We start from the raw sequence: 23,484 nt of genomic DNA on the forward strand, positions 1-23,484 counted from the left end.
ATTATGCGTTTATTAATTGTTTAACATAAATGATATTGGTAAAGCTTTCATTTAATAAAATTTTATTCTCATTAATTTTTATTGCTGTCATTTTGGTAGCATCGTATTGTTTTTCTACCAAAATAGTAGCCCCAACTACTATATTATTAGCTGTGCAAAATTCAAAAAAATCTTTTTCGGAGCTAAAAAGTCTTGAAATTTCATAAAAACTACCAGCATCTGCTTTAGATAAAAGCATTTGAGTTTTATCCGTTTCTATATTTCCATTTAATTTAGGAATGGGATCGCCATGAGGGTCGGTAGAGGGATAATCCAAATATTGTTCAATTTTATCGGCTAAAAAATCGGAAGTTATATGTTCTAATTCTTCTGCTTCTAAATGAATTTCATGTAGCGATAAATTTAATGTTTTATGTAAAAAAGCTTCCCACAAACGGTGTTTGCGTATAACGTTTAAAGCCAATTTACTACCCGAATTGGTAAGTGCTAAAGGTTTATATTTGGTATAAATAACTAATTTTTTTGTAGCCAGTTTTCTTGCCATATCCGTTGCCGCTGCATTAGATATGTTAAGTATGCCGGCTATTGTACCCAATTTTGTATCGGCATTGGGTAGTTTACTTTGCATATAAACTGCTTTTATAAAATTTTCTATTGAAACCGTCATTTGTAGTTTGTTTAATTAAATATTTAAGCTTACTTAAATTAAATAACAAAAGTACTGTAAAATTAGTTTCTTAAAAAATTTTGAAGATAATTTTATTTTGGTTGATGGAGTTTTAATACCAATTGTTGACACAAAATAGTCTAATCTATTTTGTATTTTACAATGGTAAATGCTGTTAGAGTAATATATTTAGTACAATGAGGCGAAGCCGAGATTGGACTACTATATATTAATAATTTAATACATTGTAGGTTATGGAGTTTTAAATTACTGTATTTGCTTATAATTGAATTATATCAAGTCAACTCTTTTTTGATGTCTGCCACCTTCAAATTCAGTATCTAAAAAGGCACTTACTATAGTTTTTGCTTTGTTTGCACTTGTAAAGCGAGCCGGTAAGCATAGTATATTGGCATTATTATGTTGCTTTGCTAAAGCAGCTATTTCTGGATTCCAAGCTATAGCAGCTCTTATTTTTTTGTGTTTATTAGCTGTCATACAAACACCGTTAGCACTGCCGCAAATTAGTATTCCGGTTGTTGCTTCACCTTTTTCTATGGCTGTTGCCACAGCATGAGCATAGTCGGGATAATTGACAGATTTTGTAGAATGTGTTCCTTTATCTATAACTTCTACTTCTAAATCATTTAGGTATTTAATAAGTTGTTCTTTTAGTTCAAATCCAGCGTGGTCGCTGCCTATTATTATTTTCATATTGATTAGGGGTTTACTTTTTGTGCCACAAATATACTCAATAAATATAAGCCAAACAATGGAATACCTACCATTATCATAGAGGCTACATCGGGAGGTGTTATTATGGCTGCTAATATCATGCAAATTAAAAAGGCATAACGCCAATAATTTTTCATTAAAGTGGCACTTACTAAGCCTATTTTAGCTAACAAAAAAACTAAAATGGGCATTTGAAACATAATGCCACTGGCTAATACTAATGTGCCTACAAAATTTATATAATTAGTAAGCGAAAACATATTGGAAACTATATTACTTACGTTGTATTTGGCTAAAAAATCTAAAGAAAAAGGCGTTAGTACAAAATATCCAAATAATACGCCAATGAAAAATAAAGAAGCACTTATTAAAATAGCCGTTCTTGAAGCTCTCAACTCATTTATTTTTAACGCAGGACTTATAAAACGCCATGCTTCCCAAACCATATATGGAAAAGCCAATATAACACCTAATCCTAAAGCTATTTTTATGTGTACCATAAATTGCCCCGCCATTTCGGTATTTATTATTTCAAAAGTATTGTTTCCTAAACACAAACTTTCTGATAAGTTAAGCTTTTTTATGAGCAAACACCAATATTCGTAGGAAATAAAATTAGAATGAGTAGGTGCAAATATTACTTTGTCAAAAATAAATTCTTTAAAAATAAAAGCTAATATAGAAAATATAATAACGGCTATAACTACCCTTACCAAATGCCACCTTAACTCTTCAAGGTGGTCAAAAAACGACATTTCTTTTTCTTCTTCCAAGGAGTTTATTTATTGAGAATATCTAAAATTTTGCCCAATTTAGGAGATAAAATTATCTCTGTTCTTCGGTTTGCCGCTTTGTTCTCTTTTGTATCATTTTCTTTTACAGGGTGAAACTCTCCACGACCGCTTGCAGCTATTTCGGCAGGATTTACACCGCCATCCGTTAAAATACGCACTACCGAGGTGGCTCTTTTTACACTCAAATCCCAGTTGTCTTTTAGTTGCCCGGTACCGTTGTAGGGTACATTATCTGTATGTCCTTCTACTACTATCGTAAAATCATCGGCATCATTTAGCACGCTAGCTATTTTTTTAATAGCATCTTCTCCTTTTGTGTCAACCGTGAAACTTCCCGATTTAAACAACAGATTTTCTGATAAAGCTACGTGCAAATTGCCATCTTTTTCTGTTACTTGAACTTCATCGCTACTAAAACCTTTAAGAGCATTAGTTACATTAGTTTTCAAATTAGCTATAGCTTCTTCTTTAGCTTTTAGTTGGGCTTCTAATTCGCCTATACGCTTATTTTTAGCTTCATTTTCTTTTTGAGCTAAAGCTATTTCTGTTTGCAGTTGAGCCAAATCACTTTCTTTTTTCTTTAAAGTTTCATCTAAAGCTTTTTGTTGAGCCGCTATTCTGTTTAACTCAGCTTCTTTTTCAGCTAAGGCTTTGTTTAAGGCTTGTTGGTTTGAAGTAGCTTCTGCTAACAACTGACTTTTAGATTCTGTTAAATCGGCAGTTTGATTTCGGTAGTTGGCTACATCACCTTCTAATTGACTAATTTTCTGTTCATTTTTAGCCTTTTCGTCTTTTAAAGTATTTATTTCGCCTTGAAGTTTTGCTTTTGCTTGCTCACAATCATCATTGTTAGACTCCATTTTGCGTAATCTATTTTCACAATCTTGTTTGTCATTCAAATATTTATCGCTTAAAGCTTCTAATTGATTATACTTTTTAGAAGTAACACAAGAACTTAATAACAACACACTCAATAAAACTATACTTAATTTTTTCATTACAATTTAAAATTTACCACAAAAGTAAGATTGATAAATGATATTATATAATGAGTTTTTCACTAATTTTAGTTAATAAGATAGCTTAGTAACGCAGAATAGTCTAATTTCGGCTACACTTTATTGTGCTAAAATATTAATATATCGGCATTTAATATGGTAAAACGCAAAATAGATTAATCTATTTTGTGTTTTTTAGTTCGTTGTTTATAAATGCTTCTAACTTCGCTTTGTCGGGTAGTTGAAGTTGGTATTTACTTACAAAAATATCCAAGTCACTGTCCGCAATTGCATATTCTACCAATGTCTTGTTTTGGTTGGTAACAAGTAAAATTCCAACAGGCGGATTGTCGTTTTCTTCTTGCACGTTTTTCTTATAGTATTGTAAATACGATTTCAACTGACCAATGTGTTCGTGTTTGGCTATTTCAGTTTTTAGTTCCACTAAAACGTGACATTTCAAAATACGATGATAAAAAACCAAATCAATGAAATAGTATTCATCGCCAATTAAAATGCGTTTTTGTCGTGCTTCAAAACAAAATCCGTTTCCAAGTTCAGTAATGAATTCTTGCAAATGAGAAACAAGAGCTTGTTCAAGTTTCGTTTCTTCAATTAAATGTGGTTGCCCGATATTTAAAAACTCAAAGAAATAATGCGACTTTACTAAATCTGTTGCCTGTATAGGTTGTATTTTCTTTGTAACTTCTTCAAACGATTTTTTGTGATTTTCAGACATACCAATACGCTCAAAAGTTAATGTTTCAATTTGCCTTTTGAGTTCTTTTACGCTAGGTTGTGTTTTTAAAATCAGCAATTCGTAAAAACGTCTTTTGGTGCTGTCGTCAATTTTTATGAGTTCAGTAAAATGCGTGTAAGAAATGGATTGGAAAATGGTTGAAACGTGTTTTATGTCTTCCTTTTGTAATTTTTGGGTCGGCAACCCAAGAATTGATTTTTCTATATTTTTGGGCAAGAAATCGGCAGGAAACACATTTTTAAATTCTTGGGTTATCAACCCAAGAATTTGCGGATAAGTATTGTAAAATTGTCGGCAACGTGATAATTCTGGTGCTGTAAGTCCTTTTACTGTGCCCGTCCCTAAATAGTGTTGACCGTTTTAGTTAATAAATTATTTTTCATTTTGTTTAAATCTATCGGTCAATTATGAGCCTGAAGGTCTGCTTTGCTTGGGTAAAAGTAATACTTCTTTTTCAAAGACTATAGGTGCTTTTCTTTTTATTGCATTATGTAATCTTGTGTTGTTATAGTGTTTTACTGCTTTTGCTACCATTGCTTTTAATTCTTTTAAGTTCTGTGGTTGCCAATAATCTAAATATTCGCTTTTTATAGTTAGGTTAATACGCTCAGCATAAGCATTGTCTAAAGCAGTTTCACCCATACTTATGATGGCATTGTTGTCTTTCAACATGGTTATATATTTTCTGTAAATGTATTGACTACCCTTATCTGAATGATGTATTTGCGGTTCTTTATGGGTTTTGAGTGCCATTTTAAGAGCTGTTACGTTTGCTTCAGCTCTTAAACTGTCTGATACATGATAACCCACTATTTTCTTCGTGTAAACATCTATGATAAATACGGCATAATAAAACCGTTCGCCTACTTTAATGTATGTGATGTCGCTCTGCCATACTTGACTTGGGCTATGTAGCAACATGCCTTGAATAAAATTTGGGTAATACACCTTTGAACCCATGGTGGTTCTGTGATAGTTTTTCTTTCGTTTTAGTCTAAATCCCAAATCCATAAAAAGTTCTATGAATCTGTCCCTGCCCATAAAATCGGGGGCTAAGCTATAGTACATCTTCTCCACCCCACATCCCGGATGCTCGGCTCGTAGCAACTCTGCTTCTCTTACCAACTGCATGGTCTTGGTATCAAACACTTCCTGTCGTTTTGCATACTGATAAACGGCTTGCTTGCTGATGCCTACAACCTTGTATAATTCGTTTAAAGAATAACTCATCTTTTCTTGGTGTTCTTTAAAGTATCGGATTGTGGGGTGTCGGAGTTTTTTTTGATATCTATATCCAGTTCCTCTTTGGCTATATCTATCATCTTCTCCAAGTAATCTATCTTAATCTGTTTTTGTCCTACTATAGATTCTAATTGTTTTATTTTAGCTTCTAATTCTTTAACCCTTTGTGCACTACTCTCTCTATGTTCTACCATGCGATATCCTTTCTTATTGTATGTCGAAAATTTATAAATCCACCCGTAAATTAATTGTTTAGAAATACTGTGAAGTTTACTCAGTTCTTTTACACTATATTCTCCTTTCTCAAATTCCTTTACTAGCTCTTTTTTAAATGTTTCACTAAATTTACGCTTTTTACGTATCCTTTTTAAATTTGCTTTCATCTGTTTTCCGCTTTTTTTTAACGGTCAACCTATTTCAGGGACGGACAGTTTGTACTTTTACTTTTGTCTTGATACAAAAGTAACAAAAAATCAAGACTGTAATCAAAAACACTAAAATGCTATAAAACAGACGAGGACAAATTAATGTATGCTCAATTTTAGTTTTCCTAAAGTATTTTCACTCGTGGGAGCATACTAATTTGTCTGTTTACTGTTTTATAATTTCATTCACTTTGGATGTCTGTTTTACACCATTTCTTAACGTATTTTTGATTAAGGTCAGATAAAAAGTGCACCTTAAGTTTGCAAGTGGGGCACCCATTAACCGAAAACTCCGTAAAAAATTAAACTGTTTGAAGAACGGAGTGATGAGTTTTTGATTTTTAGGAGTTAAGGTTATAATGGGTCGCTGAAAACTTAGTGCGATTCTTTTGTAACTTTTCTTCTAAAGAAAAGTTAATGTAAAATACTTCATAGGTATCTTTACAGATAGTCATAAAAACATCTCTATAAAATTGGACGTAAATTTTTACAGCCCTATAAATGAAATCCCAATAGAGAAAGGCGTCATTTTAGGTCCACTATTTTTCTTAAATAGCTCAGTAACGCTATAGTAAGCAAAAATGTTAAAGCCACCGTAGCCTACTCTCAGCGTTGGCCCAGCTTCCCATAAAGCTAAATCTTTAAAGTTTTTAGTTTTAAATTTCTTGTAGTAGCCGTTGTCTTTGTTTTTCTCCACTCTAACGCCCGTCATACGCACGCCTCCTCTAAAACCTACTGCCACTTTAAACATATTGCCTGTTTTTAAAGACGGTTTAGTGAAAAAACGTAATTCTAATGGCACTTCAAAATAGTTTACAGCTACTTTTCTTTGTTTAAAATTATCGTCATCTTTAAAATTAGGTATTGGTGTAAAAGTAGTTTGTACAGAATCTTCTACCATATTGCTATTGTGGTAATAGCTGGCATGTCTAAAACCTACACCCGCAGCAAAACTAACTCTTTCAGTTCCTAAAGGAAAATCTTGCAAATAATACAAACCTATACCTCTTGAATGCCATTGCGTTTTAAAACCGTTAGTTTCTTTGTGAAATAAATTATCAAAAGTCAAATTTATCATAAATCTATCTCTACCTTTAAAAGATTTTTTGGTAGTTTGTACTTCTTCTTTTTTCTCTGTTTCGGTATTATTTGCTTCTGGTGTATTATTTTTTAATTTGAATTGTGCATTAGCACTTGAAAAAGTAAAAAATGCCAATAAAAATACAACTAAGATGTTTTTCATAAATTTGTTTTGAATTTCTGAAGCGTAAAAATAAGAACTTTTAATTTAATAAGCTGATATTTAATATTTTTAACTGAAATAACTTAACCATGCCTGCAAACAAAGAAGCTTTTTTAAGATACCGAATTATTAACAAAATGCTCACTAATAAAAAGCATCCGTACCCTACCATGGACGATTTTGTAGAGGAGCTGGAAGAAAAATTAGGTAAAACTTTTTCTGAATCTACCATTCAAAAAGATATAAAAGCCATGAAAGAAGACGAACTTTTGGGCTACAAAGCTCCTATTAAATACCACAGAGCTCATCATGGATATTATTATTCTGAAGAAGATTACAGCATAAGCGAAGTGCCTTTGCAAAATGAAGATATTAATGCTATTGAATTTGCGGCATCCACTTTAAATCAATTTAAAGACATTAAGTTGTTTAGCGAATTTAGTGCGGCTGTAGAAAAAATATTTAATGCCGTTAGTGTTAGTTCAATTTTAGATGAAAAAGAGATAGAACAAATAGTTCAATTTGAAAAAGTACCTTATTATAGTGGCAGCCAGTGGGTTTCTGCTTTATCTAAACATATAAAAGATAGAAAAGTACTTGAATTGACTTATAAAAAATTTAGCGATGACTCTTCTAAAAAACATATAGTGCATCCTATTTTATTAAAAGAATATAGAAATAGGTGGTATTTAGTTTCTATGTTAGATAAAAATATGCATATTGTTATTTATGCTTTAGATAGAATTAAGAATATAGCGGAACATTCCCATAATTATAAAAGTCATCCTTCATTTTCGTCAAAAAACTATTTTAAACACGCTTATGGTATAACTACTTTTGAAGATGAACCAACAGAAGTTATTTTAAAGGCAAGCCCTATTCAATCTTCTTATTTTGAAACGCAAAGCTTGCATCAGACTCAAAAAATTATAGAAAAAACAGCTGATTATACGCTTTTTTCAATTACCATAGGTATTACGCCTGAGTTTTTAATGGATTTGCAAAGTTTTGGAGATAGTGTAGAAGTTATAGAACCTGCATCTTTACGCCAAGAAATAAAAACTCGCTTAGAAAATACATTGAGGCTATACAAATAGGAAAAACGAAAAGCTAATAACAAAAAAAAAGGCTCGCTAATGCGAGCCTTTTTCTATATGCTTTATTTTTGATTGAATTATTTAGACACTACTGTGAAACTTAATTTGAATTCATCATTAATAGCTTTATCTCCTAAATTATCAAAGAATTTGCCTGAACCGTATTTAATGTCATATAAAGTTCTATCTACAGTCATAGTTCCTGTAATAGTTGGTTGACCTTCTACATCTGCTAAATTAGCATTTATAACTACATCTTGAGTGATGTCTTTAATAGTTAATTTTCCTATTAATTCATTAGCTGTAGCTCCTTGAGTAAATTCTAAAGTAGCCGTTGGGAAATTAGCTGTATTAAAGAAATCTTCAGAGTTTAAATGACCTGTTAATTTAGCATTCATTTCAGCGTCTGTTAAATCAGAAACCACTATTGAAGTCATATCTACAGTAGCTACACCACCTACTACTTGGTTGTGTTCTAATGTAAAGTTACCACCTTGAAAGTTTATAGTTCCATAATGTTCCCCTGTTACTTTTTTACCTAACCATTCTAATTTAGATGTTTCAGTATTAATATCAAATGTTCCTGATATTCCTTCTTCCACCACTTCTTCTACTACCACTTCTTCCTCTACCGGTTTGTTAGATTTACAAGATGTAAATGCTACAAATACAATAAGGATTAACGACAATAAGCTTAAATTTAATTTCTTCATTTTTTATTTTTTGTTTAAAGTTTATGAAAGTCTAAACTCTGATGATTAAAAAAAAGTTCACTAAGTGTTAAATTATTTTTTTTCTTTCTCTAAAAATTCTTTTAAGCTTCTTATTTTTAAATCTGCCAAAGCAAATTTCGGATTATCATAATCTTGTTTGCTCGGCACTGCTATGCATTGCATTTTTGCCGCTTTAGCCGCTATAACTCCCGATATTGAATCTTCAAAAACTAAGCAATCTGTAGGTGCTACTCTTAAATAATTAGCTGTAGAAATAAAAACAGACGGATGTGGTTTTCCATATTCTTCAAACTCGGCAGAGCACATTACTTTAAAATATCTTTTTATTCCTAATTTATCTACCACGCTTTGTATTATTCCCAGTGGCGAAGATGAAGCTATGGCAATAGGGATTTGTTCATGCTTAAAAAAATCAAGCGTTTCTTGCACATAAGGCATCATTACTCCTTCTTTTTCTATTAGCTCTTGCACTAAAGACAAAGTATTTAGCTCTACATCTTTATAGCTGTTTTTGGTATCGTCAAAGTAACTAAGCCAATATTTTGCCACTTCATCACTTCTCATGCCCATTGTGCTTGCTGCCATTTGTTCTGTCATGCTATATCCTAAATCATTATAAATAGAACATATAGCTTTTCGCCAAAGCGGTTCGCTATCTATAAGCAAACCATCCATATCAAAAATTACACCTTTTATTTTAGTCATTGTTCAGATATTTAAACTTTTCTGCTTGTTTTAGTATTTCTTCTTTATTCAATTTTATAGTAGGAATATATCCCAAACATTTTACTTTGGTGTAGTTCAAAATATAATCTTCACTACTTTTATTTTCCTCTCCACAAAACACCACACCCTTAATTTTAATTCCATTTTGTTTTAGTGCATTTATAGATAATAAACTATGATTTATGCTTCCTAAATAATTTTTAATTACCAAAATAACTTCCAAATTTAAGTGTTTAATTAAGTCTAAAATTAAGAAATTATCATTCAAAGGTACCATTATTCCTCCTGCTCCTTCTACTATAAAGTTTTTGTTTACATTAGGTAGTATAAATTTTTGATTATCAATATATTGTTTATCTATTTTTGCAGATAAATGAGGAGATGCCGGAGTAGTAAATTCATAAGAACTTTTATGAAAAACCGTAGATGGATTACTTATTAAATTTCTAACTTTTAAGGTGTCGCTGTTATCTATATCCCCAGACTGTATAGGTTTCCAATAGTCGGCTTTTAAAGCTTCTACGAATACTGCCGAAACAACTGTTTTTCCTACATCTGTACCTATTCCTGTAACAAAGTATTGTTTCATAAATCCATTGTTTTAGTATGTTTAACAATAGTATGGCATAAACGTTCCACTTCTTGAGGTGTATTAAAAGCGTGCAGGCATATTCTTATTCTTTCTAAGCCTATAGGTACTGTAGGTGCTACTATCGGTTTCACATAAAAATCATCCTCTTGTAGCTTATTACATAAGTACTTTACATTGTCATTTCCCGGTATAATTATACATTGTATAGGGCTAAAACTGTCAATTAGGCTAAGCGATGATTCAGCTTTAATTTTTGTTTTAAATAAACTTATTAAATTGCTGATTATTAATCTTTTATCATCAACAAATGACAACTTGTCATAAGCGTATTTTACCCCTAAAACCTGATGTGGAGGTGGTGCTGTGGTGTAAATAAACGGTCGGGAGAAGTTGATAAGGAAGTTGATTAAATTTTGGTTTCCTACCACCACTGCTCCATGGCTTCCTATGGCTTTTCCAAATGTCATTACTCTGGCAAAAACATCTTTTTCTAATCCTAATTCGCAAACAAGTCCGCTTCCATTCTCTCCAAAAATTCCATTGCTGTGTGCTTCATCTACTATAAGTGCCGCATTATATTTTTTGCATAATTTCATTATTTCAGTTAGCGGAGCTGCATCTCCATCCATAGAATAAATAGACTCAACTACAACATAAATTTTGCCCTTAGCTTTTTGAAGTCTTTTTTCTAAAGCTTCTAAATTATTGTGAGCAAAAGAATAAGAATTAGCTCTACTTAGCTGCATTCCATCTCTTATGGAAGCATGTATTAATTCATCATACAAAATAGTATCTCCCCTATAAGGCAGTGCCGCAAAAAAACCTAAGTTTGCCGTAAAACCCGAATTGTAAAACAAAGCAGCTTCGGCTTTATGAAAATGGGCAATTTGTTTTTCTGTATCTAAAATTAAGTTGGTAGTACCGGTTATGGTTCTGGCTCCGGTGCCACCATTAGGAATATTTAATGTTGCCAAAGCTTTTTCTACTTCCTTTGTCAGCTTTTTATCTCTGGCAAAGCCTAAATAATCATTAGAGCAAAAATCTACTAAGTTTTCTTTAACTTCTAATGTCCTATATGCATTGTCTGTTTTTCTTTTTAATAGTTTTTCCGTTATATATTTATTTATGTCTTGTAGGTAATTTTCCATGTACCGCAAAAATAATAGTTTTAAACTTCAAATATTAATACCAATTGTCAACACAAAATAGATTAGACTATTTTGTATTTTATGCCGGAGCAATACTGATTTTAATTTATATTCTGTTCCGTACACCCTTTCCGGTTCTTTAGTAGTATGCACGGACAAACATAACCTGACAGTTTACTATCAACTATAGTTAATAACTGTTAGGTTAAGAAGCCGAATTTGGATTATTATATATTCCTAAACGGTATAAATATCTAAATATTAGTAACTTTACTTTATGAATGAAATAATAAAACCCAGCGAATTAATTTTAAATGACGATGGCAGTATCTATCATTTACATTTATTGCCAGAGCAAATAGCCGATACTATTATAACTGTGGGCGACCCCGATAGAGTGGAAAAAGTGAGTAAATACTTTGATAAAATTGAACATAAAATCCAAAAAAGAGAGTTTGTAACTCATACCGGCTATATTGGCAATAAAAGATTGACGGTAATTTCTACAGGAATTGGCACCGACAATATAGATATTGTTATTAATGAATTAGATGCTTTAGTAAATATAGATTTACATACCCGACAAATAAAAAAGGATAAAAAAAGTTTAAACATTATAAGAATAGGTACTTCCGGTACTTTGCAAGGGGAAATTGATGTAGATAGCATTGTTTTGTCTTCTTTTGGCTTGGGATTAGACGGTTTAATGAACTTTTATGTTTCTCATAATTCTGATGAAGAAGAAGAAATTTTATTAAAAATAAATAAGGCTGTAGAGCTTCCTATAAAGCCGTGCATAGCAAAAGGTAGCGAGTTTCTTTTAAATCAAATTAAAACAGACAGCACTTATACGGGAATTACTATTTCGGCTACCGGTTTTTATGGTCCGCAAGGCAGAACGCTTAGAATGCAACCCAAAGTAGCCAATTTTATAGACGAATTAGCTCAGCTAAAGTTTGACAACAACGAGCGAATTACCAATTTAGAAATGGAAACTTCGGCTATTTATGGTATGGGGAAAGTTTTAGGACATCATTGCTTGTCGGTAAATACCATTTTAGCTAATAGACAAACTAAAGAATTTAGTAAAAATCCTGCGGAGAGTGTGGAGAAAGTAATTTCTTATACTTTAGATAAGTTGGTTAGTATAGGATAGATTTTTTGTACCAATTAAGATTTGAGATAACTCAAAAACTTTTTTAAAGCTATACCTCTGTGGCTAATTAAGCTCTTTTCGGTATCATTCATTTCAGCGAAAACTTTTTTAAACCCTGCCGGTTTAAATATTGGGTCATAGCCAAATCCATTGTTGCCCGTTGGTTTCTGAATTATTTCGCCTAAAACAATGCCCGTAAACTGAGTAGCTTTTCCTTTATCATTTATATAAGTTAAAACCGTTTTAAACTGAGCGTCCCTGTTTTTTTTCTGTTCCAAATTTTTAAGCAATAGTTGCATATTAGCATTTGCATTGCCATTTTCTCCGGCATATCGGGCACTATATACGCCCGGCTCATTATTTAAAGCTTTAACTTCTAAACCTGTATCTTCTGCAAAAACAGCTCGTTTTAGCTTATTAAAAACGGTTTTAGCTTTTAGCAAACTATTCCCCTCTATAGTTTTTTCCGTTTCTTCTATTTCATCATTAAAACCCACTTCTTTTAACGTAAGCAATTTTACATTTTTAGGCATTAATAATTGTACTTCTTTTAATTTATTGGGGTTTCCCGTAGCAAAAATTATTTCCATTTATATTTCAAACATTTTTTGAAGCAATTTCCACAAAGCAGATTTCATATTTTGGTTGTTATAAACATCTATTAAATCATTTACCACAATTAACTCAAAATTATTGATATTGTATAAATGGTATTTGGTTAAATTTATGTTTAAAGAAATATCCTCAGCCTCAGTACCAAAACAAAGTACTTTACTTACTTTAAAAGTATGTAGTAGCTGTGTAAGATGAATTTTATTAGAAAAACTTATAATTTCAACTTCATTTTCATCTATTTTTAGTGCCTTAATAATATTTAGCAACATTTCTTTAAGTTCAGGCTCAATTTCGTTTTCTTGTTTTATACAAATTAAAAACTTCAACAAGCCATTATTGTTCAATATTTTAGCATAATTATCAGTAGGAAATTGGTATAAATTTGAATTTTGATATAATAACTTGTTCATAATTTAACGTTCATTTAAGAAGTCTTAATAAAATAATGTCTTTTCAATTTCGTATATTTGCACTTAAACCAAAAAACAATCGGTCAATGAAATATAGCGTATCCGTTTCCAAAGTTACAAAAAGCAATTTATCTAAAGCAGATTATAGTAATTTAGGTTTTGGTAAGGTATTTACAGACCACATGTTTATAGCCGATTATTATGACGGCAAATGGCAAGATTTACGAATTGTTCCATTTGGACATATTGAAATGCACCCTGCAATGTCTTCAATACATTATGGGCAATCTATTTTTGAAGGCATAAAAGCCCGAAAAGATAATGAGGGAAATATTATAGCTTTTAGACCAGATATGAATGCCAAAAGGCTAAATGTTTCGGCTACAAGAATGGCTATGCCTACAGTTCCTGAAGATTTATTTATGCAAGCTGTTGATATGATGCTTCAAATAGATGAGGCTTGGATTCCTACAGATGAAGGAAAATCAATGTACATAAGACCATTTATGTTTGCTACTGACGAAGTAATAGGTATGAAACGCTCTGCAAACTATAGATTTATGGTTTTCTTATCGCCAGTAGCCAGCTATTATAATGCCCCTATTAAAGTGTATGCCAGTAGCCAGTATGTAAGAGCTTTTCCCGGTGGAACAGGTTTTGCTAAAACAAGTGGAAATTATGCCCGAACCATAGCTCCTGCTGAAGAAATACACGAAAAAGGCTTTGGTCAAATTTTATGGCTTGACGGTATTGAAAAGAAATACCTGCAAGAAATAGGCACAATGAATATTTTTGTGGTAATTAATGGCAAAGTACTTACGCCAAGTTTAAATGAAGGAACTATATTACCTGGAGTTACACGAGATAGTGTATTGCACTTATTAAAAGAGTGGAATATACCTACAGAAGAACGCAGGGTTTCTATAGATGAAATTATAGAAGCACATAATAATGGTACTTTAGAAGATGCTTTTGGAGCAGGAACAGCAGCTACCATTTCGCCAATAAAAGCCATAGGTTATAAAGATTTAGAAATGATCTTGCCAGCTTTTGAAAATAGAACCATATCTAACCGACTACAAGAAGAATTAACGGGAATAAAAGACGGTAAAATTGAAGATATACACAACTGGATTCATAAAGTTGTAATAGAGAAAGTGGTATAATACAGATAGACCATACACATCACAAGGTTAAAAATAAAGTAGAAACCGGATAAGTGAAAACTTAAAATTTTAAATACGACAAAAAAGTATTGCACAATCTGCTCTTTTTTTTGTAATATTTTAGCCGATAAACATAAATACTACATCTTTTTTGTATTTTCGTATTAGAATGAAATTAAAACTCAACTTAAAGCTCGTCATTCTATTAGCTATAATAGTTTTAGCTAATAACTTTGTATATGCCACTCATAATAGAGCTGGCGAGTTATTATATGAGTTTGTATCGCCTTTAAGCTATAGAGTTACCGTAATTACTTACTCTAAAATAAGCGATATAAGTGCTAATGCCGATAGAGATTCTCTAATATTAGACTGGGGCGATGGCACTTTAGAAACCATAGTTAGAGTTAATGGTCCTATTGTTGGAGGAACTCCTAATGGAGAACTAATAGGAAATGACATTAAACAAAATAAATACGTAAGTGGCGTTCATAGCTATGACGGTGCTTTGCCGTTTTTTATTATTTCTTTAACCGACCAAAACCGAATTGCCGATATTGTAAATATAGCAGGAGGAGCAGGTTCTGTTAACGTCCCTATTTATTTTGAAGATACCTTGTTTTATATTCCACCGGAATTATTTGAACATAACTCTTCGCCAGTATTGTTAAATCCGCCAATAGATTATGCCAGTATAAACGATACTTTTTATCATAATCCTAATGCTTATGACCCCGATGGAGATAGCTTACATTTTCAATTAGTACCTTCACTACAAGCTAATGGAATTGAAGTGCCATTGTACAATTTTCCGGATCAATTTCCTCCGGGACCTAATAATCAGTTAACTATAGATGAAAATACAGGAGAAATAATTTGGGCTACACCCCAGCAAGTAGGTACTTATAATATAGCTATTCTTATTACCGAATATAGGGAAGGCAGGAAAATAGGTACTTTGCTCAGAGATATGGAAATATTTGTAGCTCCTACAAATGATGACCCTCCACAAATAGTCCCCTTAAAAGATACCTGTGTAGTAGCTGGCTCTACTTTGCAAATTAATGTAACGGCAACCGACCCTAATGGCGAGCAAGTTCGCTTATCGGCTAATGGTGCTCCTTTTGAAATAGATCCTTCAAGAGCTTCTTTTAATGCTACTGTTGGCAATCCTGCACAAGGCATATTTACTTGGAATACAATATGTACAGATATTCGTCCTCAGTTTTATCAAGTGGTTTTTAAAGCTGAAGATGAAGCAGATGGAAACGGAATAGTGCTTTCTGATTTAGAAACATGGCTAATAAATGTAGTGCCGCCACCTCCCACTAATTTAACAGCAACAATAACCAACAATAAAGATGTTTATTTAGAATGGAGTAGTGCTTATCCTTGTATTAATGACCCTAATTTTCAATATTTTTCTGTTTGGAGAAAAATAGGTTGCGATAGTTTAGATTTTTCTATCTGCGATTTAGGATTAGATAACACAGATTATGAAATGATAGCTACTAATATTACTACTTTCAATTATTTAGATACTGATGTAGATAGAGGAAATGTATATAGCTATAGAATTTTAGCCCATTTTGGCAAAAATCCTACATCGCCATTAGGAGAAGTTTATAATGTTGTTGCCAGCTCGCCAAGTACAGAAGCCTGTATAGAATTGCCTTTAGATTTGCCTGTAATTACTAATGTTTCTGTAGAGCAAACCGACAATACTACTGGCGTTATGTTTGTGCAATGGTCTAAACCCGTAGCAGATACTTCGCTTTTAGATACACTTTTAGACCCACCACCTTATATTTTTGAATTGTATCGTTCAGAAGGATTTACGGGTGCTAATTTACAATTAATAACTTCTTTTACTGCTCCAAGTTATGCTGCAATGAATGATACATTTTATTATGATTCATTGTTAAACACGGTAGATAATCCGTACAGTTACCAAGTGCGTTTTTATGCCGATAATGGAAACGATACTTTGGGAAATACCTCTATTGCTTCATCGGTTTATTTAACTATTGCCTCTGGCGACCAACAATTAAATTTAACGTGGGAAGAAGATGTACCATGGTTAAACACTACTTATACAATATTTAGAAGCAATTCATTTACAGGAATTTATGATAGTATTGCCAATGTTTCAGTTCAAAATTATATAGATACAGGTTTAATAAACGATAGTACCTATTGTTATTATATAAGAAGCGAAGGAGCTTATAGCAATCCTCATTTAATCAATCCGATTATTAATTTATCTCAAATAAATTGTGGTGTACCTATAGATACCATAAAACCTTGCCCGCCAAATTTTGTAGTAGAAAATGACTGTGAGCAGTATGCCGGACAGCCTTGGACGGATGAAAATTATCAAAATAGATTGACTTGGAGCAGAGAAGCGTGTAATGATGATGCAGTATCTTTTAATGTTTATTATGCTGAGGATTTTACAAATTTTGTTTTGTTAGCCACTACTACTAATACTTTTTATACACATCAGTTAAATAACACAGTAGCAGGTTGTTATCTTATTAATGCAGTAGATGAAAATGGCAATATTGGCGATTTTGGAGATACCGTTTGTATAGAAAATTGTGCTTTTTATAACTTGCCAAACACTTTTACACCTAATGGAGATGGAGCTAACGATTTGTTTACGCCTTTCCCCGGTTGGAGATTTGTAGAAAGTATAGAAATGAAAATATTTAACCGCTGGGGAAATTTGGTGTGGCAAACAGAAAATCCTAACATAAACTGGGATGGTACAGACCAAGAATCTAAAAAAGATTTGAATGATGGTGTATATTTATACAGTGGATTTTACTTTGTAAGAAAAAGTGATGGTACACTTATAAAAAATCCATTGCCTCACGATGACAAAGGAGGTGGTTTTATTCATTTGATACGCACAAAATAATAAAAACTCTAACGACCAAAGACTAAAGTCCAACGACTAAAAACCATATAAATGTTTACAGGAATTATTGAAACACTTGCCGAACTTGTTCACATTAAAAAAGAACAGGAAAATGTGCATTTTACTTTTAGGTCTGCTTTAACATCGGAGCTAAAAATAGACCAAAGTGTGGCTCATAATGGCGTATGCTTAACAGTAGTGGCAATAGAAGAAGATAAATATACCGTTACCGCTGTAGAAGAAACTTTGCAAGTTACAAATCTTGGAAATTTGAAAGTAGGAGATAAGGTCAATTTTGAACGTTGTATGCTTATGAATGGCAGATTAGACGGACATATAGTTCAAGGACACGTTGATGCCACAGGAAAATGTCTTGTAAAAGAAGAAAACGAGGGAAGTTGGCGTTTTGTGTTTTCGTATAAAGCAACGCCACAGCATTTAATAGTAGAAAAAGGTTCTATAACCGTTAATGGCATTAGCTTAACAGCTTTTAATGTGAGCAATAGTAGTTTTGAAGTTGCCATTATTCCATATACTTATGAGCATACCAATTTTCATACTATAAAAATAGGAGATTCCGTAAATTTAGAATTTGACATTATAGGCAAATACATTGCACGTATGCAAGAATTCAAAAAATAGTATAACTATCTGTTATTACACTAATAGTTTATGCTTTAAGGTAGCATCTTGGGACGTTTAAATAGTTGTAGTTACAGTTTGTGTTCTTTTTACCTTTGTCTTGACACAAAGGTAACCAAAGGTCAAGACTGTAATCAAAAACACTAAAATGCTATAAAACAGACGAGGACAAATTAATGTATGCTCAATTTTAGTTTTCCTAAAGTATTTTCACTTGTAGGAGCATACTAATTTGTCTGTTTATTGTTTTATAATTTCATTCATTTTGGATGTCTGTTTTACACCATTTCTTAACGTATTTTTGATTAAGGTCAGGTAAAAGTGCACCTTAAGTTTGCAAGCGGGGCACCCATTAACCGAAAACTCCGTAAAAAATCATCATATCAGGGGCGTCATTCCATAAAATTTTGTAGTGAAACGGAAAAATTTATATGGAATCCCAAATTCCTTTTACGAAAACAATTATTAAATTGATGTTCCGAATACCTATAAAGTTATAATGGGTCGCTGAAAACTTAGTGCGATTCTTTTGTAACTTTTCTTCTAAAGAAAAGTTAATGTAAAATACTTCATGGGTATTTTTACGGATAGTCATAAAAAATAGTATTTACTATTTTTATTGCTTGTTTTACTCTTTCTATATTTAGTTTATCAATAATGTTATATTTATAATGGTAAAAGTTTAGGTGTTTTTCAAATAAATTAAACAAAGTCAATCTATCATTTTCATTTTGGCGAAGTCCGTCATTTATCCAAGGTGTGTTAGGGTAGAGTAGTAGTGTATGCGTATATGGTTTGGTTTCTATGTAGTTTTCTATAAATTTTGGGGTTTTCATATTGTAAAACTCAAACCAAATTTTAAAATTGATAGCATCGGTATCATAAAATACTAATTTAGGCTTCAATTTTAATGCATCTTTTTCCATTTTAATTTGCTTTTTAGCCATTATTTCTACATCTTTTTGAGAGTAATTTGTACCAATATCTTTTAAATATTCTCGGGCATATTCTTTTACTAAAGGTGCATTGTAGTGTTTGGCTAAAGCAACTGTTAATTCCGATTTTCCACTGCTTTCAGGACCTGTTATGGCTATTGCAATTGTTTTTTCCATTGTATATACCCAAAGATAGCAAAAGCTGTGTAGCACAAGTAAAGAATAAAGTAAAAATACATGTCTTTATATAGCATCATGCCGGCAATAGTTAAATCAATAGGTATCCAAAAAATCCAATTTTCTAACTTTTTTTTTGCGGCTAAATATGTGGCTACAATGGCAAATCCATTAGTTAAAGCATCTACAACAGGTATAGAGCTTTTAAAATAATTTAATGGAAAATAAAAAACAACGGAAACCAATATACTTGCCAAAATAGCAAAAGCAATATCATTTAGTTTCATATTAGAAACTGTAAAGTTTTGTGTCCTATTTTTAGTCCAATTGTACCAACCATAAATTGAAATAATAACGTAAATAAACTGCAAACTCATTTCGCCATATATTTTACTTTCATAGCAAGAATAAGCATATAAAATAACTGCAAGAATGCCCACCGGCCAGCTTAGCCAGTTCTCTTTTATCATTAAAATTACGTAGCTTATTCCTGTTACTAATCCTAATATTTCAATAATTAATAAGTAATTATGCATATTTTTTATTGTTAAGTAATTTTGGCATTATATTTGGTAAAATGTGTATAGTATAACTATTTTGATGTATTATTATGAAGTTAATTGTTTATTCTTTACCCTACAAAGTTACTAATGAAGCCGATAAAATCAACCATTTATTTAATGAAGGACTAAAAGAGTTTCATTTAAGAAAACCAACTTTAAAAAAGCAAGAAATAGAAGAATTAATATTAAATATTGATTCAAAATATTGGAGCAAAATAATTATACACTCAAACTATCACTTAGCTAAAAAGTATAATTTAAAAGGTATTCATGTGTCCAATAATTTTTTTGATGGAGTAGTAGGTATTTTTCGTAAAATTCAATACCAATCTATAAAAACGGTTTATACGTCAGTTTTTTCATGTAAAAAAATAAAAGCGATAAAATTTTCCTTTAATAAGGTTTTTTTAGGACCTTTATACAAACATTTTTCAGCTACTCAAACAGTGCCAAACTTTAATATTTTTGAGCTAAAAGAGGTTTTACAGCATTCAAATTATCCAATAGTAGCCATGGGAGGCGTTAATATTAACAACTATAATGAGCTTAGCAATCTTAACTTTGAAGGTGTTGTTTTACAATCTGCTATTTGGAAATCTGATGATTATATAAATGCCTTTAATGCGTTTATGTTGAAAAATGGCAAAACTAATTTTGATACGAACAAAAATAAAATGATAATTAGTTAAAACGCTATTTTAACTTTATCATTTTCACATTCTATTTTAACTTTTTTCCCAAAAATTAAAGCTCTGTTGTCGGTAATGTGTCCCACAGGCACATCAAAAATAACAGGATAGCCAAATTCTTTGCTGTGTTCTAAAACAATTTCTTCGGCAGTTTTACCATAGGGAATTGTATTGTCATTCATAGCTGTCATTCCGCCTACTAAAAGTGCTTTTAATTTACTTAATTTTCCGGCTCTTTTTAATGCCATCATCATTCGGTCAATATGATATAAATATTCATCTAAATCTTCAATGAAAAGTATTTTATTATCGGTATTTATACCTGATTTAGTACCCAAAATACTGTACAAAATAGATAAATTTCCACCTACTATTATGCCTTCAGCACTACCTAAAATACTTTCTTTTCTTGTTTTAAAATTGATATGATATGTTTTGCCAAACAAGGCATTTTTTAAGGAATTTATGCTTTCCTCTGTATTATTTTCAAAATTTATAGGCATTGTGGCGTGCAATGTTTGATAACCCAAATAGGTATTAATGTGAGCGTGCAATATAGTAACATCACTATAACCCACAATCCATTTGGGATTCAAATTAAACAATGAGAAATCTAAAAAATCTAATATTCTTACTGTACCGTAGCCACCTCTGGCACAAATAATGGCTTTAATATTTTTGTTATCTAACATTTGCTGAAAATCTTTGGCTCTTTGCTGGTCTGTTCCAGCAAATTGATGATACGCTAAGCCAATAGTTTTCCCCAATGTTACTTTTAAACCCCAACTTTCAAAAAGCTTTATTGCATAGGCAATTTCATCTTTATTTATCTTTCTGGCAGTGCTAACTATGGCTATTTCATCGCCTGTTTTTAAGCTTGGAATTTTCTTTAGCATTAATTTATTTTAATTTCTTTCGCAATTTCGCTACAATATGTGCAATTTTGCAAGTCAAAGCAAAAAAATATATGAACAATCCGCAACGCTATACTATAACTGCTGCTCTTCCGTATGCTAATGGGCCATTGCATATAGGGCATATAGCCGGAGCTTATTTGCCTGCCGATATTTATGCACGTTATAAACGTTTGCAGGGAAATGATGTAGCGTTTATTTGTGGAACAGACGAGCATGGTGCCCCTATAACCATACGTGCCAAACAAGAAAATGCTTCGCCACAAGAAATAGTAGATAAGTATCATTATCAAATGAAAGAAAGCTTTGATAAATTAGGTATTTCTTTTGATATTTTCCATAGAACATCTGCTGAATTGCATCACAAAACAGCACAAGAGTTTTTTTTGGATTTATACAACAAAGGCTTTTTTGAAAAGAAAGAGACAGAGCAATTTTATGATGAAGAATTTAATCAATTTTTAGCCGATAGATATATAAAAGGAGAGTGCCCAAAATGTGGTAATAAAGAAGCTTATGGCGACCAATGTGAAAAATGTGGAAGCACTTTAAGCCCTATGGAGTTGATTAATCCAAAATCGGTATTAAGTGGTAAAAAACCTATTTTAAAAAAGACGGCACATTGGTATTTGCCATTAGATAAAGATGAAGAGTGGCTAAAAAAGTGGATTAATGAAGGGGTTTTAGACGGAGAAAAGCACCACAATCCTGAAGATTGGAAAAAAAATGTGATGGGGCAAGTAAATAGCTGGCTTAATGACGGTTTGCAACCACGAGCTATTACCCGCGATTTAGAATGGGGTGTAGATGTGCCGAAAGAAGTGCCGGGACATGAAAATAAGAAATTGTATGTGTGGTTAGATGCACCTATTGGCTATATTTCTGCTACTAAACAGCTGGCTTTAGAAGGAAAAATTGAAGATTGGAAACCCTATTGGCAGGATAAAAAAACCAATTTAATTCATTTTATAGGAAAAGACAATATAGTTTTTCATACCATTATATTTCCTTCCATATTAAAAGGGAAAGGAAATTATATTTTGCCTGTAAATGTACCGGGCAATGAATTTATGAATTTAGAAGGCGATAAAATTTCTACTTCAAGAAATTGGGCTATTTGGGTACACGAAATAGTAGATGAATTTCCGCAACTAATAGATGCTTTTAGATATGTAATTTGTGCCAATATTCCCGAAACAAAAGATTCAGAATTTACTTGGAATGATTTTCAAACAAGGGTAAATAGCGAGTTGGTAGCAGCTTTGGGCAATTTTGTAAACAGAATAATGGTGCTTAATAAAAAGTATTATGATGGCGTTTTGCCAAACGCAACTTTAAGTGCCGGAGTTAAAAATAATGTAGAAGAAGCCATAGGAAATATAAAAGCAGAAATAGAAGAAAAAATAGATGCTTTTAAATTTAGAGATGCTTTAGATGTGCTAATGAAATTAGCAAGAAATGCCAATAAGTTTTTGACAGATTACGAGCCGTGGAAACTAATTAAAACAGATGAGCAAACTACAAAAGAAGTAATGTATGCTTGTACACAAATTGTTGCAAATATGGGTATTCTTATGCAAGTATTTATGCCCGAAAGTGCAAAAAAGATATTTGACATGTTAAATATAAATGCTCCAAAATGGGATAAACTCGGCAGTTTAAATATAGTAGATGGAGGACATCAATTAAATGAAAATCAGTTACTTTTTGAAAAAATTGACGATGAATTTGTAGTTGCACAAATAGAAAAACTACACCAATCTAAAAAAACAAATAAAAAATACGCACCAGTGAAAGATACTATACAATTTGATGATTTTAGTAAGTTAGATATACGTTTAGGCACCATAATTGAAGCCGAAAAAATAAAAAAAGCAGATAGATTGCTTAAACTTACGGTAGATTTAGGTTTTGAAACCAGAACGATAGTTTCGGGTATAGCCGAGCATTTTACACCGGAAGATGTAGTGGGCAAACAAGTGCAAGTATTGGTAAATTTAGCTCCGAGAAGCATGCGAGGCGTAGAATCGCAAGGTATGATATTATTTGCCGAAAACATGGAAGGCAAGTTAATTTTTGTTACTCCTACAGAGCAAACCGATAATGGAACTGCTGTAAGTTAATTTAATGTTG

The 23,484-nt window shown here is 31.9% G+C and carries 24 protein-coding genes; 7 read left to right on the top strand and 17 right to left on the bottom strand.

Translation table 11 applies throughout. The features are described 5' to 3' along the window. Position 1: 1 nt before the first annotated feature. The 8 genes from H6578_10430 to H6578_10465 form a co-directional block, all read right to left on the bottom strand. On the bottom strand, positions 2-667 hold the full coding sequence (locus H6578_10430) for a metal-dependent transcriptional regulator (GenBank protein MCB9227567.1): 666 nt from the start codon (positions 665-667) through the stop codon (positions 2-4). A 291-nt stretch (positions 668-958) separates the two neighbouring features. Further along, positions 959-1,381 carry a ribose 5-phosphate isomerase B gene (gene rpiB, locus H6578_10435; protein ID MCB9227568.1) on the bottom strand — a complete coding sequence of 141 codons (423 nt, stop codon included), beginning with the start codon at positions 1,379-1,381 and terminating at the stop codon, positions 959-961. Positions 1,382-1,386: 5 nt separating this feature from the next. Continuing rightward, entirely contained in the window at positions 1,387-2,175 is a 789-nt protein-coding gene (gene tatC, locus H6578_10440; GenBank protein MCB9227569.1) for a twin-arginine translocase subunit TatC, read from the bottom strand. A 5-nt stretch (positions 2,176-2,180) separates the two neighbouring features. Beyond that, entirely contained in the window at positions 2,181-3,194 is a 1,014-nt protein-coding gene (locus tag H6578_10445; GenBank protein MCB9227570.1) for an OmpA family protein, read from the bottom strand. Positions 3,195-3,375: 181 nt separating this feature from the next. Then, positions 3,376-4,212 (bottom strand): DUF1016 family protein, encoded by an 837-nt coding sequence (locus H6578_10450; GenBank protein MCB9227571.1) that lies wholly within the window; start codon positions 4,210-4,212, stop codon positions 3,376-3,378. Positions 4,213-4,359: 147 nt separating this feature from the next. After that, the gene (locus H6578_10455; protein ID MCB9227572.1) at positions 4,360-5,184 is read right to left on the bottom strand and encodes an IS3 family transposase; all 825 of its coding nucleotides are present in this window, start codon (positions 5,182-5,184) and stop codon (positions 4,360-4,362) included. Then, positions 5,181-5,579 (bottom strand): transposase, encoded by a 399-nt coding sequence (locus H6578_10460; protein MCB9227573.1) that lies wholly within the window; start codon positions 5,577-5,579, stop codon positions 5,181-5,183. The genes H6578_10455 and H6578_10460 overlap by 4 nt, the downstream gene beginning before the upstream one ends. 529 nt (positions 5,580-6,108) lie before the next feature. Beyond that, positions 6,109-6,864: an outer membrane beta-barrel protein gene (locus H6578_10465; GenBank protein MCB9227574.1), complete on the bottom strand. Its 756-nt coding sequence runs from the start codon at positions 6,862-6,864 to the stop codon at positions 6,109-6,111. 89 nt (positions 6,865-6,953) lie between these two features. Between H6578_10465 and H6578_10470 the strand changes: the two genes are divergently transcribed. Beyond that, positions 6,954-7,961 carry a WYL domain-containing protein gene (locus H6578_10470; GenBank protein ID MCB9227575.1) on the top strand — a complete coding sequence of 336 codons (1,008 nt, stop codon included), beginning with the start codon at positions 6,954-6,956 and terminating at the stop codon, positions 7,959-7,961. Between the two features lie 77 nt (positions 7,962-8,038). Here H6578_10470 and H6578_10475 read toward each other — a convergent pair whose 3' ends face one another. The 4 genes from H6578_10475 to H6578_10490 form a co-directional block, all read right to left on the bottom strand. Next, positions 8,039-8,674, bottom strand: coding sequence for a YceI family protein (locus H6578_10475; protein ID MCB9227576.1), 636 nt, complete (start codon positions 8,672-8,674; stop codon positions 8,039-8,041). 72 nt (positions 8,675-8,746) lie between these two features. After that, the gene (hxpB, locus tag H6578_10480; protein ID MCB9227577.1) at positions 8,747-9,400 is read right to left on the bottom strand and encodes a hexitol phosphatase HxpB; all 654 of its coding nucleotides are present in this window, start codon (positions 9,398-9,400) and stop codon (positions 8,747-8,749) included. After that, the gene (bioD, locus tag H6578_10485; GenBank protein MCB9227578.1) at positions 9,393-10,010 is read right to left on the bottom strand and encodes a dethiobiotin synthase; all 618 of its coding nucleotides are present in this window, start codon (positions 10,008-10,010) and stop codon (positions 9,393-9,395) included. The genes hxpB and bioD overlap by 8 nt, the downstream gene beginning before the upstream one ends. Then, entirely contained in the window at positions 10,007-11,161 is a 1,155-nt protein-coding gene (locus tag H6578_10490; protein MCB9227579.1) for a pyridoxal phosphate-dependent aminotransferase family protein, read from the bottom strand. Before H6578_10490 ends, bioD begins: the two co-directional genes overlap by 4 nt. 277 nt (positions 11,162-11,438) lie before the next feature. Here H6578_10490 and H6578_10495 point away from each other — a divergent pair, with 277 nt between their 5' ends. Continuing rightward, positions 11,439-12,317: a nucleoside phosphorylase gene (locus tag H6578_10495; GenBank protein MCB9227580.1), complete on the top strand. Its 879-nt coding sequence runs from the start codon at positions 11,439-11,441 to the stop codon at positions 12,315-12,317. 14 nt (positions 12,318-12,331) lie between these two features. Here the strand turns inward: H6578_10495 and rdgB are convergent, their stop codons facing one another. Further along, a complete protein-coding gene (gene rdgB / locus H6578_10500) occupies positions 12,332-12,907 on the bottom strand; it encodes an RdgB/HAM1 family non-canonical purine NTP pyrophosphatase (protein ID MCB9227581.1) in 576 nt (191 codons plus the stop codon). Beyond that, entirely contained in the window at positions 12,908-13,342 is a 435-nt protein-coding gene (locus tag H6578_10505; protein MCB9227582.1) for a hypothetical protein, read from the bottom strand. It lies immediately after the preceding gene. Positions 13,343-13,428: 86 nt separating this feature from the next. On the opposite strand from H6578_10505, the gene H6578_10510 reads away from it, so the two are divergent. The 3 genes from H6578_10510 to H6578_10520 all read left to right on the top strand — a co-directional run bounded on the left by H6578_10510 (position 13,429) and on the right by H6578_10520 (position 18,073). Next, positions 13,429-14,508, top strand: coding sequence for a branched-chain amino acid aminotransferase (locus tag H6578_10510; GenBank protein ID MCB9227583.1), 1,080 nt, complete (start codon positions 13,429-13,431; stop codon positions 14,506-14,508). Between the two features lie 169 nt (positions 14,509-14,677). After that, complete coding sequence (locus H6578_10515) at positions 14,678-17,431, top strand: gliding motility-associated C-terminal domain-containing protein (GenBank protein ID MCB9227584.1); 2,754 nt, start codon at positions 14,678-14,680, stop codon at positions 17,429-17,431. 51 nt (positions 17,432-17,482) lie between these two features. After that, positions 17,483-18,073: a riboflavin synthase gene (locus tag H6578_10520; protein MCB9227585.1), complete on the top strand. Its 591-nt coding sequence runs from the start codon at positions 17,483-17,485 to the stop codon at positions 18,071-18,073. Positions 18,074-18,654: 581 nt separating this feature from the next. Here H6578_10520 and H6578_10525 read toward each other — a convergent pair. Both H6578_10525 and H6578_10530 read right to left on the bottom strand, forming a co-directional pair. Then, positions 18,655-19,185: an ATP-binding protein gene (locus H6578_10525; protein MCB9227586.1), complete on the bottom strand. Its 531-nt coding sequence runs from the start codon at positions 19,183-19,185 to the stop codon at positions 18,655-18,657. Beyond that, complete coding sequence (locus tag H6578_10530; protein ID MCB9227587.1) at positions 19,164-19,721, bottom strand: nicotinamide mononucleotide transporter; 558 nt, start codon at positions 19,719-19,721, stop codon at positions 19,164-19,166. Before H6578_10530 ends, H6578_10525 begins: the two co-directional genes overlap by 22 nt. A 74-nt stretch (positions 19,722-19,795) precedes the next feature. On the opposite strand from H6578_10530, the gene H6578_10535 reads away from it, so the two are divergent. Continuing rightward, positions 19,796-20,437, top strand: coding sequence for a thiamine phosphate synthase (locus tag H6578_10535; protein MCB9227588.1), 642 nt, complete (start codon positions 19,796-19,798; stop codon positions 20,435-20,437). Here the strand turns inward: H6578_10535 and H6578_10540 are convergent. Further along, a complete protein-coding gene (locus H6578_10540) occupies positions 20,434-21,333 on the bottom strand; it encodes an LD-carboxypeptidase (GenBank protein ID MCB9227589.1) in 900 nt (299 codons plus the stop codon). The genes H6578_10535 and H6578_10540 overlap by 4 nt on opposite strands. 71 nt (positions 21,334-21,404) lie before the next feature. Here H6578_10540 and metG point away from each other — a divergent pair, with 71 nt between their 5' ends. Next, positions 21,405-23,474, top strand: coding sequence for a methionine--tRNA ligase (gene metG, locus H6578_10545; protein MCB9227590.1), 2,070 nt, complete (start codon positions 21,405-21,407; stop codon positions 23,472-23,474). Positions 23,475-23,484: the final 10 nt, after the last annotated feature.

The sequence above is a fragment of the Chitinophagales bacterium genome (genome assembly GCA_020635995.1).
Classification (GTDB): domain Bacteria; phylum Bacteroidota; class Bacteroidia; order Chitinophagales; family UBA8649; genus JAFMKE01.